The 17,406-nt window shown below is 53.5% G+C and carries 17 protein-coding genes; 7 read left to right on the top strand and 10 right to left on the bottom strand.

Annotation, left to right across the window (positions count from 1 at the left end; translation table 11 throughout):
* Nucleotides 1-114: 114 nt before the first annotated feature.
* From AC4IC4_RS10475 to AC4IC4_RS10460, 4 genes are all read right to left on the bottom strand, one after another.
* On the bottom strand, nucleotides 115-1,482 hold the full coding sequence (locus tag AC4IC4_RS10475) for an MFS transporter (protein ID WP_024909095.1): 1,368 nt from the start codon (nucleotides 1,480-1,482) through the stop codon (nucleotides 115-117).
* Nucleotides 1,483-1,555: 73 nt separating this feature from the next.
* Nucleotides 1,556-2,575: a Zn-dependent oxidoreductase gene (locus AC4IC4_RS10470; protein WP_491472689.1), complete on the bottom strand. Its 1,020-nt coding sequence runs from the start codon at nucleotides 2,573-2,575 to the stop codon at nucleotides 1,556-1,558.
* 14 nt (nucleotides 2,576-2,589) lie between these two features.
* Nucleotides 2,590-3,804 (bottom strand): D-mannonate dehydratase ManD, encoded by a 1,215-nt coding sequence (gene manD / locus AC4IC4_RS10465; protein ID WP_063145672.1) that lies wholly within the window; start codon nucleotides 3,802-3,804, stop codon nucleotides 2,590-2,592.
* 111 nt (nucleotides 3,805-3,915) lie between these two features.
* Nucleotides 3,916-4,242 carry a YnfA family protein gene (locus tag AC4IC4_RS10460; protein WP_491472688.1) on the bottom strand — a complete coding sequence of 109 codons (327 nt, stop codon included), beginning with the start codon at nucleotides 4,240-4,242 and terminating at the stop codon, nucleotides 3,916-3,918.
* A 152-nt stretch (nucleotides 4,243-4,394) separates the two neighbouring features.
* On the opposite strand from AC4IC4_RS10460, the gene AC4IC4_RS10455 reads away from it, so the two are divergent.
* Nucleotides 4,395-4,733, top strand: a complete 339-nt coding sequence (locus AC4IC4_RS10455) for a DUF1283 family protein (RefSeq protein WP_028017573.1) — start codon at nucleotides 4,395-4,397, stop codon at nucleotides 4,731-4,733.
* Nucleotides 4,733-5,293: a spermidine N1-acetyltransferase gene (speG, locus tag AC4IC4_RS10450; protein WP_491472687.1), complete on the top strand. Its 561-nt coding sequence runs from the start codon at nucleotides 4,733-4,735 to the stop codon at nucleotides 5,291-5,293. The genes AC4IC4_RS10455 and speG overlap by 1 nt, the downstream gene beginning before the upstream one ends.
* A gap of 17 nt (nucleotides 5,294-5,310) precedes the next feature.
* Here the strand turns inward: speG and AC4IC4_RS10445 are convergent, their stop codons facing one another.
* The gene (locus AC4IC4_RS10445; protein ID WP_491472686.1) at nucleotides 5,311-6,021 is read right to left on the bottom strand and encodes a YnfC family lipoprotein; all 711 of its coding nucleotides are present in this window, start codon (nucleotides 6,019-6,021) and stop codon (nucleotides 5,311-5,313) included.
* Between the two features lie 104 nt (nucleotides 6,022-6,125).
* Here AC4IC4_RS10445 and AC4IC4_RS10440 point away from each other — a divergent pair, with 104 nt between their 5' ends.
* From AC4IC4_RS10440 to dmsD, 3 genes are all read left to right on the top strand, one after another.
* A complete protein-coding gene (locus AC4IC4_RS10440) occupies nucleotides 6,126-6,395 on the top strand; it encodes a DUF1161 domain-containing protein (RefSeq protein ID WP_024909100.1) in 270 nt (89 codons plus the stop codon).
* Nucleotides 6,396-6,651: 256 nt separating this feature from the next.
* Complete coding sequence (ynfE, locus tag AC4IC4_RS10435; RefSeq protein WP_491472685.1) at nucleotides 6,652-9,090, top strand: selenate/tellurate reductase subunit YnfE; 2,439 nt, start codon at nucleotides 6,652-6,654, stop codon at nucleotides 9,088-9,090.
* Nucleotides 9,091-9,183: 93 nt separating this feature from the next.
* On the top strand, nucleotides 9,184-9,798 hold the full coding sequence (gene dmsD / locus AC4IC4_RS10430; protein WP_491472684.1) for a Tat proofreading chaperone DmsD: 615 nt from the start codon (nucleotides 9,184-9,186) through the stop codon (nucleotides 9,796-9,798).
* 42 nt (nucleotides 9,799-9,840) lie between these two features.
* Here dmsD and AC4IC4_RS10425 read toward each other — a convergent pair whose 3' ends face one another.
* The gene (locus AC4IC4_RS10425; protein WP_491472683.1) at nucleotides 9,841-11,556 is read right to left on the bottom strand and encodes a SulP family inorganic anion transporter; all 1,716 of its coding nucleotides are present in this window, start codon (nucleotides 11,554-11,556) and stop codon (nucleotides 9,841-9,843) included.
* Nucleotides 11,557-11,854: 298 nt separating this feature from the next.
* On the opposite strand from AC4IC4_RS10425, the gene AC4IC4_RS10420 reads away from it, so the two are divergent.
* Nucleotides 11,855-12,256, top strand: a complete 402-nt coding sequence (locus AC4IC4_RS10420; RefSeq protein ID WP_491472682.1) for a cell envelope integrity TolA C-terminal domain-containing protein — start codon at nucleotides 11,855-11,857, stop codon at nucleotides 12,254-12,256.
* 325 nt (nucleotides 12,257-12,581) lie between these two features.
* Here AC4IC4_RS10420 and AC4IC4_RS10415 read toward each other — a convergent pair whose 3' ends face one another.
* Together AC4IC4_RS10415 and AC4IC4_RS10410 are read right to left on the bottom strand one after the other, a co-directional pair.
* The gene (locus AC4IC4_RS10415) at nucleotides 12,582-13,106 is read right to left on the bottom strand and encodes a phosphoribosyltransferase (protein WP_463726642.1); all 525 of its coding nucleotides are present in this window, start codon (nucleotides 13,104-13,106) and stop codon (nucleotides 12,582-12,584) included.
* 15 nt (nucleotides 13,107-13,121) lie between these two features.
* The gene (locus tag AC4IC4_RS10410) at nucleotides 13,122-13,709 is read right to left on the bottom strand and encodes a sugar O-acetyltransferase (protein ID WP_473702442.1); all 588 of its coding nucleotides are present in this window, start codon (nucleotides 13,707-13,709) and stop codon (nucleotides 13,122-13,124) included.
* A 262-nt stretch (nucleotides 13,710-13,971) separates the two neighbouring features.
* Between AC4IC4_RS10410 and AC4IC4_RS10405 the strand changes: the two genes are divergently transcribed.
* Complete coding sequence (locus tag AC4IC4_RS10405; protein WP_463726640.1) at nucleotides 13,972-15,090, top strand: gluconeogenesis factor YvcK family protein; 1,119 nt, start codon at nucleotides 13,972-13,974, stop codon at nucleotides 15,088-15,090.
* A 60-nt stretch (nucleotides 15,091-15,150) separates the two neighbouring features.
* On the opposite strand, the gene AC4IC4_RS10400 is transcribed toward AC4IC4_RS10405, so the two are convergent.
* Both AC4IC4_RS10400 and AC4IC4_RS10395 read right to left on the bottom strand, forming a co-directional pair.
* A complete protein-coding gene (locus AC4IC4_RS10400) occupies nucleotides 15,151-16,137 on the bottom strand; it encodes a LacI family DNA-binding transcriptional regulator (RefSeq protein ID WP_491472681.1) in 987 nt (328 codons plus the stop codon).
* Between the two features lie 88 nt (nucleotides 16,138-16,225).
* Nucleotides 16,226-17,398: an MFS transporter gene (locus AC4IC4_RS10395; RefSeq protein ID WP_491472680.1), complete on the bottom strand. Its 1,173-nt coding sequence runs from the start codon at nucleotides 17,396-17,398 to the stop codon at nucleotides 16,226-16,228.
* Nucleotides 17,399-17,406: the final 8 nt, after the last annotated feature.

Raw genomic sequence — 17,406 nt, 5'->3', positions numbered from 1 at the left:
CTGCCATCAACCATACTGATACTGACGTTTGAGATTTTGATTTATATTAACTTTTGCTCATGTGGTGTGACATAAATATAAAGTTGTGTGATAAGTCACTCAAGATATAAACCATTAGCGCCGCGAGGAGATCGCGCCGTAACCCACACGCTCTTCTGGTGAGGACTCCGCTGCGTCTTGCGCCGCGCTCAAATCACGGTCGCGCACTTCCGGCATCAGGATCGCCGAGAGCAGCCCAATCACGGAATAGGCCACCAGCATGGCAACAATCGGCCACCAGGAGCCGGTCATATTGCAGAAGATCCCCGCCAGTACCGGACCAAAGCCCACAGCTACCAGACCGCCCGCCTCTTTCGAGATAGCCATACGGGTAAAGCGATTTCGCGAGCCAAACATCTCCGCCATGGTGATATTTTCCAGCGCGAACAGACCCAGAACGGCGAAGTTATGGATAACGATGATAGAGAGCATGATCGTCCCCGGCGCATAGCTCTTATCGACAATGATCGACAGCATCGGGTAGGCGAGCAGAATGGCGGAGATATTGAGAATAATGTACGGCAGACGGCGCCCTACTTTATCAGAAAGCCAGCCCAGCAGCGGGATGGAGATAAACCCGAGAATGGAGCTTATCATCAGCGCATCGGTAGGGATGGCCTTATCGAACAGCAGCGTCTGGACCAGATAGCCCGCGAGGAACGTCTGGATCAGACCCGAGTTGCCCGCCTGGCCGAAACGCAGGCCGGTCGCCAGCCAGAAGGATTTGCTTTTCACCATTGAACCGAGCGATGTGTCCGGCTGCACGGTTTGGGCATCGTTCACTTTCTCAAAGACCGGGCTCTCCTTGAGGTTCATACGCAACCAGATGGCAAAGATCATCACCACGACGCTGGCGAGGAACGGCACGCGCCAGCCCCAGGCGAGCAGCTCTTCACGGTCAAGGGCAAAGAACATGATGGCCCAGATCGCCGTGGCGCTCAGCGTCCCGCAGTTAGTGCCCATCGCCACCAGCGAGGAGATGATGCCGCGTTTCCCTTTCGGCGCGTACTCCGCCAGCATGGTCCCGGCTCCGGAAATCTCAGCCCCGGCCCCGAGCCCCTGAATAATGCGCAGCGTCACCAGCAGAACCGGGGCAAAAATCCCGATCTGCGCATAGGTCGGCAGGACGCCAATCAGCGTGGTGCAGATCCCCATCATGGTGATGGTGATGAACAGCACCTTCTTACGGCCAATGCTGTCGCCCATTCTGCCGAAGATAAAGGCGCCAACTATGCGCGCAATATAGCCTGCGCCGTAGGTCCCCATCGCCAGGATCAGCGCCATCGCGGCTGACTGTTCGGGGAAGAAGATCTCATGGAAGACCAGAGCTGCCCCCAGCGAGTAAAGCTGAAAGTCCATAAACTCCAGAGCGGTGCCGAGCCAGCCGGAAACGGCGGCTTTCACCAGATCGGCAGTGGATCGTTGCGGTTGTGCTTGTGTCATGATGGCTATCTCTGAAAGGTAAGATGCGAACCACATAGAGCCTGTCTGCGCAGGCCCTTAATCGCGTAAATGATTATTGGCCGAACGTGAGTAAGACTTTGCAGCACTGCCGCTGATCTTTCTCAAACAGTTCGATGGCGTCTGTTACGTGGTGATAGTCAAAAGTATGGGTGATCAGTTTTTCCGGGTCGATCAGTCCCCTCTTCAGCCAGTCGATGACGACCGGGAATTTGTTGGCATTGAGGCGCGAGGAGAAGATCGCCAGCTCTTTGCCGGTAATGCCCTGCTGAACAATCTGGCTCGGCTCGCTGGAGAAGCCCATCAGCACGATGCGCGCCGCCGGAGAGGCCAGGGTTATCGCTTCCTGCAAAATAGATGGATGGCAGGCGGCATCAATGATTAACGTCGGTTTGATGCCTTTTTCCTCCAGCGCGGCCTGCAGTGACTGCTCGCCGTTATTAAAGACCCAATCCGCGCCGCTGCGCCGGGCCATCTCAAGGCGCTCGTCTATGCGGTCTACCACGATAACCTGCTTGACCTTATAGACGCCTTTCAGCGCCTGCACGGTGACCAGCCCCATCGGGCCAGCGCCGTAAATCAGCGCGACGTCCTGTTCCGTCGGTTTCGCCTGCCCCGTTACGTTGGCGGCAATGGTAAAGGGCTCAACCATGACGGCGTGTCGGTCGGGAATGTCATCCGGGATAGGCCAGGCATTTTTAGCGGGCACTGCCGCATATTCGCTGAAGCCGCCGTCACGGTGAACCCCCAGCACCACCAGCGAGGTGCAGACGTTCGGTTTTCCGACGGAGCACGGGTAGCAATGCCCGCAGCTGATCACCGGGTCAACCGAGACGCGCTGGCCCAGACGGGCACTGTCTACGCCCTCGCCCACGGCGTCAATCACGCCAAAAAATTCGTGGCCGATCGTGCGTGGATACTTCGCAAACGGATTATGGCCGCGATAGATGTGGCTGTCCGAACCGCAGATCCCCGCCAGCGTGATTTTGACGCGGACGTCACCTGCGCCTGGCTCCGGGCGTGGCCGCTCTTCAATCACCAGTTCGTTCGGCTGTTGAATCACTACGCTTTTCATCGTTCGCTCCTCGTTTACCAGTTCCACAGCGTGCCGTCTTCAAGACGGGCTACCGGCAGATAGGCCGGATCGTAGGGGTATTTCGCTGCCAGTTTTTCATCAAACTCGATGCCCAGCCCCGGCTTGTCGCCCGGGTGCATATAGCCGTTATCAAAGCGCCAGCTGTGCGGGAAGACCTCCAGCATCTGTTCGGAATAGCCCATATACTCCTGGACGCCAAAGTTTGGCACCCACAGGTCGAAATGCAGCGCGGCGGCGTGGCAAACGGGCGAGAGATCCGACGGGCCGTGCGAGCCGGTGCGCACCTGATAAAGCGAGGCGAAGTCCGCGATGCGACGCATCCCGGTAATGCCGCCCGCGTGGGTAATGGTGGTGCGAATATAGTCGATAAGCTGCTCTTCGATGAGCTGCTTGCAGTCCCAGATGCTGTTAAACACTTCCCCCACCGCAATGGGCGTAACGGTATGCTGGCGGATCAGGCGGAAGCACGCCTGGTTTTCCGCAGGCGTTGGATCTTCCATCCAGAACATGCGGAATTCTTCGATGCTCTTGCCGAAGCGCGCCGCTTCGATTGGCGTCAGGCGGTGGTGCATGTCGTGCAGGAGATGTTCATTAAAGCCGAATTTACTGCGCACCGCGTCGAACAGCTTCGGCGTGAAATCGAGGTATTTTTCGGTGGACCACAGCTGCTCTTCCGGCCAGTCGCCTTTGGTCGCAGGCTCGTAGGCCAGCCCCTTCCCTTTGGCCATGCCGTAGGTGGTTTTCATGCCCGGCACGCCGCACTGCACGCGGATCGCCTTAAAGCCCATCTCTTTATGACGGGCGTAGTCTTCCAGCACGTCGTCAATGGTGTGCCCGGTGGTATGGCAGTAGACCATCACCCCTTCCCGGGAGGCGCCACCCAGCAGCTGGTAGAGCGGCATGTTGGCCGCCTTGGCTTTGATGTCCCACAGCGCCATGTCCACGGCGGAGATGGCCGACATGGTGACCGGGCCGCGACGCCAGTAGGCGCCCTTATAGAAAAATTGCCAGATGTCTTCGATGCGGTGCGCATCACGGCCAATCAGCTGGGGGCAAAGGTGATCCTTCAGGTACGAGGCAACGGAGAGCTCGCGCCCGTTTAGCGTAGCGTCACCGAGGCCGACAATCCCTTCATCGGTGGTGATTTTAAGGGTGACAAAGTTCCGCCCCGGGCAGGTAACAAACACGTCAGCCGCGACAATCTTCATAATTCCTTTCCTTACATCGTTCGTTGTGATGCTGGAAATTTACCCATCAACCCTACTACCATACAAGTATAATGATCATAAAATCAGCTAACGATCACAAAACCCGGGGACTCAGGCGCGCCCCCATCCCGCCACAATAATCAGCATACCGCACAGGGCAATCAGCGCCCCGGCCCAGTCGTATGCGCTGAGCTTGATGCCGTCCACCACGCGTAACCACAGCAGCGCAGTACACACATAAACACCACCGTAAGCCGCGTAAACGCGCCCACTGGCCGCCGGATGCAGCGTTAACAGCCAGACAAACAGGGCCAGCGCGACGCTTGCGGGAACGAGCAACAATACGGTTCCTCCCTTCTTCAGCCAGAGCCAGGGCAGGAAGCAGCCGATGATTTCGCATAGCGCGGTGGCAAAAAAAAGCAGCGTCGTTTTAAGCATATTTCACGTCAGGTGAGGATTTATTTAACCATCATACCTGATGATGCCCTTTACTTTTCCATACTTGCTCCGCGGGTATGCCGTCATTTCGCTTTAGTGTAGAATCTGTACGGGGTAACTTGATTATCTGCACCCATTTAAAAGGAAACGCTATGACCACATTAAGCAAACGCCTTTGTCTGACAGCCCTGCTGGCGCTGTCATCGTTCGCCTTTGCCGCCTCTGCGACAGCGGAAACCAGCAAGCTCGTTATTGAGTCTGGTGACAGCGCGCAAAGCCGCCAGAACGCCGCCATGGACAAAGAACAATGGAATGACACCCGTAACCTTCGTCAGAAGGTCAACAAACGTGCTGAAAAAGAGTGGGACAAAGAAGATGTCGCTTTTGACGCGCGCGATAAGTGTCAGCAAAGTGCAAACGTCAATGCCTACTGGGAGCCTAACACTCTGCGCTGCCTGGATCGCCGCACTGGCCGCACGGTAGCCCCGTAATGTCTGGATCCTGCGACGTTAAACTCCGTCCGCTGGAGCGTGAAGACCTTCGTTTCGTCCACCAGCTCGATAATAATGCCAGCGTGATGCGCTACTGGTTCGAAGAGCCTTACGAGGCGTTTGTCGAGCTGTCCGATCTCTACGATAAGCACATTCACGATCAGAGTGAACGTCGGTTTGTGGTGGAGTGTGAAGGCGAAAAAGCCGGTCTTGTTGAGCTGGTTGAAATCAACCACGTTCACCGTCGGGCGGAGTTCCAGATCATCATCTCCCCTGAGCATCAGGGAAAAGGCCTTGCCTCACAGGCAGCGAAGCTGGCAATGGATTACGGATTCAACGTTCTGAATCTCTACAAGCTTTACCTGATTGTGGACAAAGAGAACGAGAAAGCGATCCATATCTACCGCAAGCTGGGCTTTATGGTGGAAGGCGAGCTGATTCACGAGTTCTTTATAAACGGTGAATATCGCAATACCATTCGCATGTGCATCTTCCAGCATCAGCACCTGGCCGGGCACAAGCCGTCAGGCGCCAGCCTGCTGAGACCTACCGCGCAGTAACCTGCGCGGTTTTATTCTCAGTAATATTCAATCGTGTTCTTGATGGTGTACTTGCGCTCAACGGCGGGTTTGACGCTGTCGTCCGTGATCGTCAGATCGCAGCTCACCGGATTATTGTGTCGATCGTAATCGCAGCTCTGCTTGACGTTACCCAGCGGCTTGTCATTCAACATGCTCACCGCCGAGTAATCCATTCTTTTGCGAAGATCTTTAGACGGCGTCGACTGGACGGACAGATGCTGATCCCCGGAGACGGTGGTTTTGCCCAGCGGGTAGCCATCCGTATCGTAGCGATACTTCACTTCCATCTCTTTGCCGTGCGCCGCCACCACAAAACCGTTGTCGTCGGTATCCCACGTCACCCCGGCTGACGGCAGTTCGGCCAGCTGGCATTTCCCCTGGAGCTTCACTTTTCGCTGCTGGGTTTCTGCGTCAAGATAGTAATTGGCATCCAGCACCAGCGCCACTCCGGTGTTGGCCTCCAGGTCGTGCAGCTCCAGCGTATCGAAACACCCTTCCGTCGAGACGGTGCCGGTGACCCGTTTGGACACTTCGCCCTTCTCGTTGAACAGCGTCTGAGTAAAGTCTTTGACCGGGCCGCGCAGCGGATCAAAATCAAATTCGTTCGAAAAACTCGCCATCTCGGGCGTAAACGACAGCGGCGCGGAGCTGTTGTCGCACCCCACCAGTGTTGCTGCCAGTAGCGTTATCGCTGCGTATTTCTTCACATTTATTACCGTACAGGGAGATTATTCCCAATCATATTAGCAAATACAGTTGTTTACACGAAGCCTGCTAAAATTAATCTCTACACAGAGAAAAGGAGCTACAGATGAAACGGTTACCCTGGATTACCGCCCTGCTGTTAATGAGTGCCTCAACGGCCGCGCTGGCGGCACCGGATTCCTGCGAGCGTGTGAAAAGCGACATTCAGCAGAAGATTATCAACAACGGCGTGCCTGAGTCAGGCTTTACGCTGAGCATTGTGCCTAACGACCAGGCCGATCAGGCGGGCACGCAGGTGGTGGGCCACTGCGCCAACGACACCTTTAAAATTTTATACACCCGCACCGGCAGTGGTGCGGCAGCTGAACCTCAGTAATTGAGCTTCAATCCCCTTTGATTTGATAAGGATTAATATTTAGTCCCCCCAAATCAGTAACACTCACCCCATCATTAGCCCGGATATCATTTCGGGAAAAATAATACGCAATTATATACCCTAAATAATTCGAGTTGCAGGAAGGCGGCAAGGGAACGAATCCCCAGGAGCGTACATAAGTACGTGACTGGGGTGAGTGAGTGCAGCCAACGCACCTGCAACTTGAAGTATGACGGGTATAATGATGGGGTGAGCCATGTCCGATACTGAACATCACGGCGGAATTAGCCGTCGAACTCTCGTGAAATCTACCGCAATTGGTTCTCTGGCGCTTGCCGCTGGTGGGATCTCGCTTCCGTTTGGTCTTAAAAGCGCTGCCGCCGCGGTGAAGAACGCCGTCCAGCCGCCTGAAGATACCGTGGTGTGGGGCGCCTGCTCGGTCAACTGCGGCAGCCGCTGTGCGCTGCGTCTGCACGTACGTGACAATGAAGTGTACTGGGTCGAAACGGACAACACCGGCGAGGATATTTACGGTAACCATCAGGTGCGAGCCTGCCTGCGCGGACGTTCAATTCGCCGTCGTATCAATCACCCTGACCGTCTGAACTACCCGATGAAGCGCGTGGGCAAACGCGGTGAAGGCAAGTTCGAGCGCATAACATGGGATGAGGCACTGAACGCCATTACCGCCAGCCTGAAAGACGTGGCGGCCAAATACGGTAACGAAGCGGTGTACATTAACTATTCCTCCGGCATTGTCGGCGGCAATATCACCCGCTCCTCCCCTTACGCTTCGCTGGTGGCGCGCCTGATGAACTGCTACGGCGGTTTTCTGAGCCACTACGGCACCTACAGCACGGCGCAAATCGCCTGCGCGATGCCCTACACCTACGGCAGCAACGACGGTAACAGCACGTCCGACATCGAAAACACCAAACTGGTGGTCATGTTCGGCAATAACCCGGCGGAAACGCGCATGAGCGGCGGCGGGATTACGTACTATCTGGAACAGGCTCGCGAGCGGTCCAACGCCCGCATGATCGTCATCGACCCGCGCTATACCGATACGGCAGCCGGACGCGAGGATGAATGGATCCCGATCCGTCCGGGTACCGATGCCGCGCTGGTGGCGGGCATTGCCTGGGTGTTAATCGACGAAAACCTGGTCGACCAGCCGTTTCTGGATAAATACTGCGTTGGCTACGACGAAAAAACGCTGCCGGAAGGCGCACCCGCTAACGGTCACTACAAAGCGTATATTCTCGGCCAGGGTGATGACCACACGGCGAAAACGCCAGAGTGGGCCTCACGCATCACCGGCATTCCGGCGGATCGCATCGTTAAGCTTGCCCGCGAAATCGGCTCCGCGAAGCCGGCCTACATCTGTCAGGGCTGGGGACCACAGCGCCAGGCAAACGGCGAGCTGACGTCCCGCGCCATCGCCATGCTGCCTATTCTGACTGGGAACGTGGGGATTAACGGCGGTAACAGCGGCGCACGTGAGTCAACCTACACCATCACCATTGAACGTATGCCGCTGCCGGACAACCCGGTCAAAACGCAAATCTCCTGCTTCAGTTGGACGGACGCCATCGCCCGCGGGCCGGAGATGACCGCCCTGCGCGACGGCGTGCGCGGGAAAGATAAGCTGGACGTGCCGATTAAGTTCATCTGGAACTACGCGGGCAACACCATCATCAACCAGCACTCCGATATCAATAAAACCCACGAAATCCTGCAGGATGAAAGCAAGTGCGAGATGATCGTGGTCATCGATAACTTCATGACTTCGTCAGCGAAGTACGCCGATATCGTGCTGCCGGACCTGATGACCGTCGAGCAGGAAGACATCATTCCGAACGATTATGCTGGCAATATGGGCTATCTGATTTTCCTCCAGCCCGTGACCGCGCCGAAGTTTGAACGCAAGCCGATCTACTGGATCATGAGCGAAGTGGCGAAACGCCTCGGACCGGATATTCATCAGAAATTTACCGAAGGACGCACGCAGGAACAGTGGCTGCAGTACCTGTATGCCAAAATGCTCGAAAAAGACCCTCAACTGCCGTCCTATGACGAGCTGAAAAAAATGGGTATTTACAAGCGTAAAGATCCAAACGGCCACTTCGTGGCCTATAAAAAATTCCGCGAGAACCCGGAAGCCAATCCGCTGAAAACACCATCGGGCAAGATTGAAATATACTCCAGTAAGCTGGCGGAGATTGCGGCCACCTGGGAGCTGGAAAAAGATGAAACCATCAGCCCGCTGCCCGTCTACGCATCAACCTTCGACGGCTGGGACGCGCCCGAGCGTGCGCAGTTTCCGCTGCAGCTGTTTGGCTTCCACTTTAAGGCCCGTACCCACTCGAGCTACGGTAACGTCGACGTGCTGAAAGCGGCCTGCCGTCAGGAGGTCTGGCTTAATCCCGTCGATGCCGAAAAGCGCGGCATCAAGAACGGCGATACGGTGCGCGTCTTTAATCGTCGCGGCGAGGTGAGAATTGAAGCAAAAGTGACGCCGCGCATCATGCCCGGCGTGAGCGCCATGGGCCAGGGCGCCTGGCACGACGCCAATATGAGTGGCGATCGTATCGACTACGGCTCATGCATCAACACCCTGACCACGCACCGCCCTTCACCACTGGCGAAAGGCAACCCGCAGCACACCAATCTGGTACAGATCGAGAAGGTGTAGCGGGTGAATGGCTTGACCGTAGTTTATTCTATGGTTTGTATGATCGTTTAACACCGTCGCGCGGACACCCTCCGCGCGAACAAGGAAGATGTAATGAAAGACGTCTCACATCGTGAATCGTTCGCGTTCAGCGCCCGGGTGCTGGGTGCGCTGTTTTATTTCGCACCAGACAGCGAGCAGGCCGCGCCGCTGGTGCAGGCCCTCACTGCGGGCGAATGGGTTCAGGACTGGCCCCTGCCTTCGGAAACGCTGCGACCCGTAGCCGACACCTTTGCCGCGTCTGCCGACGAACCGCTGACGGACGCCTGGCAACGACTGTTTATTGGCCCTTACGCCCTGCCCGCTCCACCGTGGGGCTCCGTCTGGCTGGACCGCGAATCCGTGCTGTTTGGCGACTCGACCCTCGCGCTGCGCCAGTGGATGCGGGAGAACAATATCGCATTTGAAATGCAGCAGAATGAACCGGAAGATCACTTCGGGACATTACTGCTGCTGGCGGCATGGCTGGCCGAGAACGGCCGCGATGCGGAGTGCGCTCAACTTCTGGCGTGGCACCTGCTGCCGTGGAGCCCCCGCTTCCTGTCCGTGTTTGTCGACAACGCCGGGCATCCGTTTTATACCTCGCTGGGTAAGCTTGCGCAGCTGACGCTCGCGGACTGGCGATCCGGGCTCCTTATTCCGGTTGCGGAAAAGACGCTGTATCGCTAAGGGGTGTGGCTTGCTCGCGGTTGGCGGGCAAGCTTTAACCAGTTATCCCTCTCCACCAGATTCACTCGCACTCTCTTTGCTTTGAATGAACCGCAGTGCCAAATAGAGGTCTGGTGCCAGAATCATGTCATCGTCATTCATTGTTGGCCGACTGTCTTTAAACCAGCGTGTTAATTCCGTTTTTCTGCCCGCGAGGATTAATTTAATCTGTCGACCTTTCAGGTCACGCTTTAACTCATTAATGGTTGCCAGGACACTGATGTCTGAATAGGTGAAGCAGGCAACGGCATCAATCACCACCCATTTAGGCTGTAAAGCGGCACCATCAACCAGGTTCAATACCCGGCGTTTAAAATAAGCCACATTAAAATAGGTCAACGGTGAGTTAAATCGATACATCAGTACGCCCGGAACCATTTTAATATCGGTGGTATTCCCTAACGAGTGAATCATTCCATCTTCATCAGTGCCCAGCAGGTGCTCAGAGGGACGAAACACCGTACGAAGGAACTGTAACAGCCCAAGCAACACCGCAAGGCCGATCCCCTGGATAACGCCGATAATTAACACACAGCCAAAGGTGAAGAAAGCCAGGCGAAATGCCTGTTTATTTCTGCGCCTCAGGTTCCATAGCCCTCGTAAATCAATCAATGACCACGATGCATACATTAGAACAATACCTAACGCAGATACCGGAATATATTGTAATGGCTGAGTGAAAAATACCACGACGATACCGATGAGTAAGGCTGCAACCACGGAAACCAGCTGGCTTTTCCCACCAACGGAATCATTAACCGCGGTCCGGGAATCGGCTCCACTGATAGCAAACCCCTGAGATAAGCCAGACATAATGTTCGCAATACCCAGAGCCCGGAACTCAGCATCAGCATTAATTTCATAGCCATTTTTTGCGGCGAAACTGCGGGCGGTCAGCATCAGACTGACAAAACTCACCAGGGCCAGGTTCAGCGCCGGGATCACTAAATCACGCATCGGACCGGGCTGGAACGCCCCCCAGTGAACGACGGGTAAACCAGACTGGAAGCCATCCCCACCGATAGTGGCAATACCATACTGTTGCGCAGATGTCCCCCATACCAGTGCCGTTGTTATCACAATGGCAATTAAAGGTGCTGGCCACTGGCTGCGGTACGTTTTGATAACCATTAAAATAATTAACGTTATAAGCGATATTCCTATCGTTAATAAATGGCTGTCCGAAAGTCGGCCTGGCAAGGCTATTATTTTCTCAATAACCTGCGCTTCATCTAGCTTAATCCCAAAAACCTTGCCTAATTGCCCGACAATAATCGTCACAGCTACGCCATTCAGCAAACCCGTAAGAATGGGATGAGAAAGCAGATCGGCAAGTGCGCCCAGGCGAAATTTACTGGCAAGCAGGCACCACCCGCCCATCATCAATGTCATGATGATCGTCAGTTGCCAGTGCAGTTCGGGGTTACCTGCTGAGAGAGGAAACACGACGGCCGCAATCACCGCGCAGGTCGTGGCATCAGGGCCAACAATAAGCTGACGTGAAGAGCCAAACAGTGCATAAGCTATCATCGGTAAAATGCAGGAATACAGCCCTACTATTGCCCCAACCCCCGCCAGCTCAGCATAAGCAATAGCAACGGGTAGCGCGACAGCCGCAACGGATAACCCGGCTTTAACATCATGTTTTAGCCAGCTTTTATCGTAGGCTAACAAATTTTGTAGCCCTGGCATGTAGTTCAACAATAGCTTTCCGACCACGTTATTCTCCGGACATTAATATTACCCACGAAATGTTGGCACACTTTTATGTGAGGTTCTGGCTTTCAAATGCTCCGGACGGAGGCCCCGCCGCTCAGGTCCTATAAATGCTTAACCATTTTATTATTCTGACTGGTGTTAAACATAGTTCAAAAACGAACGGTTAGTCGGAGGTGGAACCGGCAGCCAGGTCGCCGACGTTATAACCCGTTATTGGTAGTTGAAAAGAGGTCATGAATTACGGAAGAATATTGAAACATTACTGAAGCTTAAATGGATTGCGGGGTAAGAAGTGGGAATGTCTCAAGCAGTAAAGAAAATCGCTATGATGGCTATACTGGTGAACCTGGCCGCGGGATGCGCGCCGCTACACCCTTCCGGTTGCCATAAGACCACGGCAACGGGTAATTGCGGTTCAGGACGCTGGGACGATCGGGATGAATGGGGCGCGCAGGCGCGGGCAATCAGGGCGGCAATAAACGCCGAAATTGAAGAGCCACAAAACTGGAAAGGGAAAAAATGCAGGTTGCATATGGAATTTGCTCAGGATGGCACACCTTTAAGCATCTCAACCAGTAACGGCAATAGAGCCTATTGCGAAGCGATAAAATCAGCCGCCCATAAAGCCAAATTCCCGGCCTTCAGCAATCCAGAAGTTTATAGAGATTTTCAAAAATCCGGCTTCGACATGCGCGGCTAGCATCATGATTATGTTTTGAATGGCGCGCTTTGCTCAAATCCGCCATGCTGCTTCAGGCCAGGTTCTCTTTATATCATGAGCGGATTTTTTGGTAGCTTCAGTAGGACTGTATTTCAGCATAATGCACCAGTCTGTAAGCATATTGGTGAACCTGTCCCCTGGATAGAGTAACTGACAACATTTCCTGGGCTGACATGCGTGCCGCTGACATCAACTATGAGAGCGATTGCATACTTCCGCTCCTCGATCCAAACTGACCTACTATTTCTCCAATGTCAGGTTTGTGCCAGGAGCGGACATCGTTAGTTTTTAACCCGAAGCCGGCTCAGTTGTCTTTGTTCAGTTGAGCCACAAAGGGCTGATTGCGGAACTTGTTCTGCCAGGGCATACCGTACCCTACGAGCAGATCATCATTCTCCATTTCATAAGCGTAATAACAGTGTGCAGGAATGGTTACGCGTCCGGGCTTAACGAAAAGGACCGCAACCGATACTGACTGTGGTTTATATTTTTCAGTCAGATGCTCCACAAGCCGTTTCATTGTTCCACCGGACTCGATCGCGTCATCGATAACGATCACATGTCGGCCCTCAATGCCGATATTATTATGGAAAACAATCTCTGACGCGTTATTGCGCTCACCGGGCGTGTGTGGGCAGGAAATATAATCCATTTCAAGATCAAAACTCAGCTTTCTGGTTAAGTCAGCAGTAAAAAATATCCCGCCCGGTACGACGGTAATAATCACAGCATCGCTGAAATCAGAATTAAGCCTGTCAGCAACAAGATTGACACCCTCAGCGATTGTGGATTCATCGAGAATACTTTTTCCAGCATGTGAACGTTTCATTTTAGTTACACTCCCTTACTGAATATGTTTTAACACTCTGGCGGGAACCCCACCGGCTACAACCCTGTCCGGAATATCACAGGTCACGACACTCCCGGCAGCAATAACAACATCATTGCCGATCTTTACTCCCGGAAGAATGACTGATTTCCCTCCTATCCAGACGCGGTCGCCGATGGTGACCGGCTGGACATATTCGATCCCGGTGCTTCGGTGGCCGGGGTCAACGGGATGGCTAACGGTATATATATTCACCTGCGGCCCTAGCTGCACATCATTCCCGATGATAACGTCAGTGAGATCAAGGATGACGCAGTCAACGTTACAGTAGAAATTCTTCCCCGCCCGAATGTTATACCCTCTGCTGCAGTGGAAAGGCGTGGTGACAGATACTCCTTCCCCACATTCAGGCAGCAACTCTTTCATCAATTGCAGGCGGGGATCCGTATGAGCGGGATCGGTGTGGTTAAAACGATGAAGGAGCGATTTTGTCCGCAAAGAATCCGCTTTTATGGCGGGTTCAGCAGGGAAAAAGTAATCCCCGTCTTTAAGACGGACACGTTCCACCCCGGTGTCAGCGCAGGACGGTAATTTCTCGTTCATTAATTCTGTTTCCTTCGTATGCAGCGTGGAGCGTTTCCTGCTACCGGTTTCGTCCGGATGAATGCTATCTCATGAAGTTGCCGGCAAACTCACTTCTGAAAAATACGGCCAGATCTTGTCGTGCCTCTCACAAAGTATCATAATCGAGCATAGTGTAAAGATGAAAACTGCCAGATCGAGCACGATCGAGCTGTTTTATATAATCAGGCCCCTTCTGAATCAGAAGTACTGGGCATGAGATTGCTTGTGAGGAAGCACGTAAATGAAACGAGTGGTTCTGTTTTCAGGTGGGAGCGCCTGTCGCTCCCTGAATAATGCTTTGTGCAGGGATGATATATCTCTGACCCGCGTCGTGCCCGCCTGGGACAGTGGCGGGAGTTCGAGATCCATCAGGCTGAGTCTCGATATGCTGTCCGTGGGAGATATCCGTCAGGCTCTGATGACGATGGCTCACGGGGAAAAACGGTCGGGAGATGTCGTGCGCATCTGTAACACGCGCTTATCTTCCGATCTGCTGTCGCAGGATGCGAGAGCAGAATTTACAGCCTATCTGGAGGGATACCACCCCGTACTTGAACGGCTGGAGCCCGGTCTCAGGGGCGCTATCGTAAATTACCTGAAGACCTTTGCTGCAGAAGCCGGGAATGACTTTGATTACCGTAATGGCAGTATCGGGAATTTTATTCTTTCCGGTGCTTATCTGGCACATAACAGGGATATCAACACAGCCATTTTTGTGTTCAAAAAGTTGTGCGACATTGCAGGTAACGTCTGGCCTTCTTCGCTCAATAACGATCTTATTCTGTCGGCAACCCTGAATGACGGGAAGGTTGTCTCTCCTCAGGATAAAATTACCAAACTCGCCGAATCAGATGCCTCAATAGGCATCAGAAATATCGACTTACGCACATCAGACGGGCACGCGGCAGGTGCCAATCCAGCCGTTCTGGAAGCCATCAGGGATGCCGATCTGATTGTATTCGGTCCAGGAAGCTTCTATACCAGCATTCTTCCTCATATCCAGGTAGACGGAATCACGTCAGCGATATCGCGTTCAGGATGCCCGGTGGTGTTTATCAGCAATATCCTTCAGTGCAGGGAGAGTCAGGGTCTTGGATTAAAGGAGATTGCAGAGCGTTTTGAACGGGAATGGAGAACCCGGACCTGCAATACGGAATTGCCGGATTTGTATCTCTTCGGTAACCGTCGGTTCCTTGCCATAGATAAATACGTTAACGGGTTTTCCTATCTGAGTGATGAGGTTAGCGAAGGCAGAGATTACCGCGTTGTACTGGATGAGTTTGAAGATGTATGGGAGCGGGGAAAACATGATGGTGCTGCTGTGGCAGCCAGACTGCTGGCGCTGACTCGTCATCCATAAACAATGACAGCGCCCGTAACCGGGTGCATGACAATCCTCCCTTCAGCAGGAGGCGAACTGTCAGAACGTTCTCAGAATAAGGTTTCCCCGAAATACCTTTGCGTCAGTGCCGGGGGCATTGTGAAACAAGGCTGCGGCTTTGTGTAACGCTTCCCTGATAAGTTCCGGGTAATTTATAACGACAACGTTGACATCCTGATGCTCAAGTACCGGATCGTAAATTTCATCAAACGTAATCAGTAAAGGAGACACCGGTATGTGCTGTTCGGACAGCATCTGTGAAACGCCATAATAGATTTCAGTATTGCAGGTAATGACGGCTGATACTGCCCTTTTTCCCGACAGGAGGCCTGACATAGCCATGCGCCCCGCCTGAAAATTCCTGGCGCAAGGAACCAGATGATATTTCGAACGAGGCAGTTTTAGCTTTCTGGCCGCATACCGGAACTGTTCAATAATTTCACAATCAGGGGTTCCAGTTGAAAAATCACCGAGGATGGCAATATCCTCCCGCTCATAGCGAGTTAACATCTCCACCAACCTGAGGATACACGGCTGATAATCCACCCAGATAGCATGACGCGGGTTCTGCCTTAACCGTTTATTGATCAGTATGATATCTGACGCAGATTGCTCAATAATCCGCCCCAGCTCCGCGCTGCCCATGGATACGCTCATGATCAATATCACCGCGCACTGCTGATTCTCCAGACGGGCAATACCCTGCCGTTCATCCTCAGCGTCAGCCCTGGCATCCGTAATAATCAGTTTCTTGTTATGCTCCTGCGCAAATTGCGTAGTGAGCCGGATAAGTTCAGGAAAATACCGCGTTTTATAGACAGCCTCACTGACCAGCAAACCAATATTTTCCGCAGACTGCACCGATAAACTCTGTGCCGTCTGGTTAATGGCATAACCCGTTTCAGCGATAACATCCATGACTCTTTTATGCGTGTCCGGGGACACAACGTTAGCGCCTGATAACACCCTTGATACTGTCGCGATAGAGACGCCCGCATGACGGGCGACATCAGTCATCTTAACCATAGTCATCATCCTGAATGGGGCCGCATCTGATACTTAAGTTTCCGCTGATAGTGCTGGGAATAAATAAAGCCAAAAGTCTTTCCGGTAGTCAGGCACCTGATTCGGCGGAGCAGGTTCTTCCTGCCATCACGCTTCTCGTTTTCAGAGTCATCAGGGAAACCAGGATCATCAGTACGCTGATACAGATAAAAGCTGTGGGTAATGTGCTGAAGTGGGCAACGTATCCGACGATGGCAGGCCCTGCCAGAACACCAAGGTAACCCATCGTTGTGACTGCCGGAATGGCCACCGCCGCGGGCATGGCAGCCTGTCGACCTGCAGCCGAGAACATGACAGGGACAATGTTGGCGCATCCCAGCCCCACTAACGCATATCCGACTAAAGATATTTTCCAGTCGGGTATAAACAGAACGAGCGCAAACCCGACGGCAGCGATAAGGGCCCCGGCAACCACAACAGGTATGGCTCCCAGCACGGTAATGACACGATCTCCAATCATTCTGGCAAAGGTCATTGCCAGCGCGAAAGTTGCGAAACCGAGTCCGCCGTTGGATTCGGCCACGCCCCGGATCTCCGTAAGGAAAACGGCACTCCAGTCAAGAACCGTGCCTTCAGCAAGAAAGACACTGAAGCAAATAATCCCCATCCACAGGACAATCCCTTTTGGCCTTGCAAAAGTGGGACCTTCCGCATGGCTGGATTCAGTTAGTAGCCCTTTATGACTTATTGTGAACAGCACGATCACCACTACCGAGATAAATGCCGTCGCGACAGAAACCGGTACACCCGTAGACAGGAGCACGGTCATGAGTCCGGCACCGGCAATTCCTCCGCAGCTGTACATACTGTGAAAGCCTGACATAAGCGGTTTACCGGCCTTTTTTTCCACGATAACAGACTGAATATTGATGGCACCGGCAGTAATACCAATCCCGGTACCAAATATCAGCAGTACTGCCGCCAGCAGCAACGGTGAGGCAATCAATGAGAGTAAAGGCAGTGAAAAAATAATGCTCCAGACGGACACCCGGATGACCTTTTTGCAGCTGTATTTTGCCGTCAGGTATCCTGTAAGTGGCATGGCCAGCAATGCACCGCCACCGAGACAAAGCAGAAGCGTACCTAATGTTGCTTCGTTTACGCCGGTATTGGCTCTGGCATAAGGCACCACCACAGCCCATGAAGATGTACTAAAGCCGGCGACAAACAAAATAAGTTTCGTACCCAAACGCTGATAGCGTTCCAGTGTTGAAATGGACATGAATTACC

Source organism: Enterobacter sp. Taxon_2 (assembly GCF_058355295.1).
This window is presented reverse-complemented; position numbering and strand designations above follow the sequence as displayed.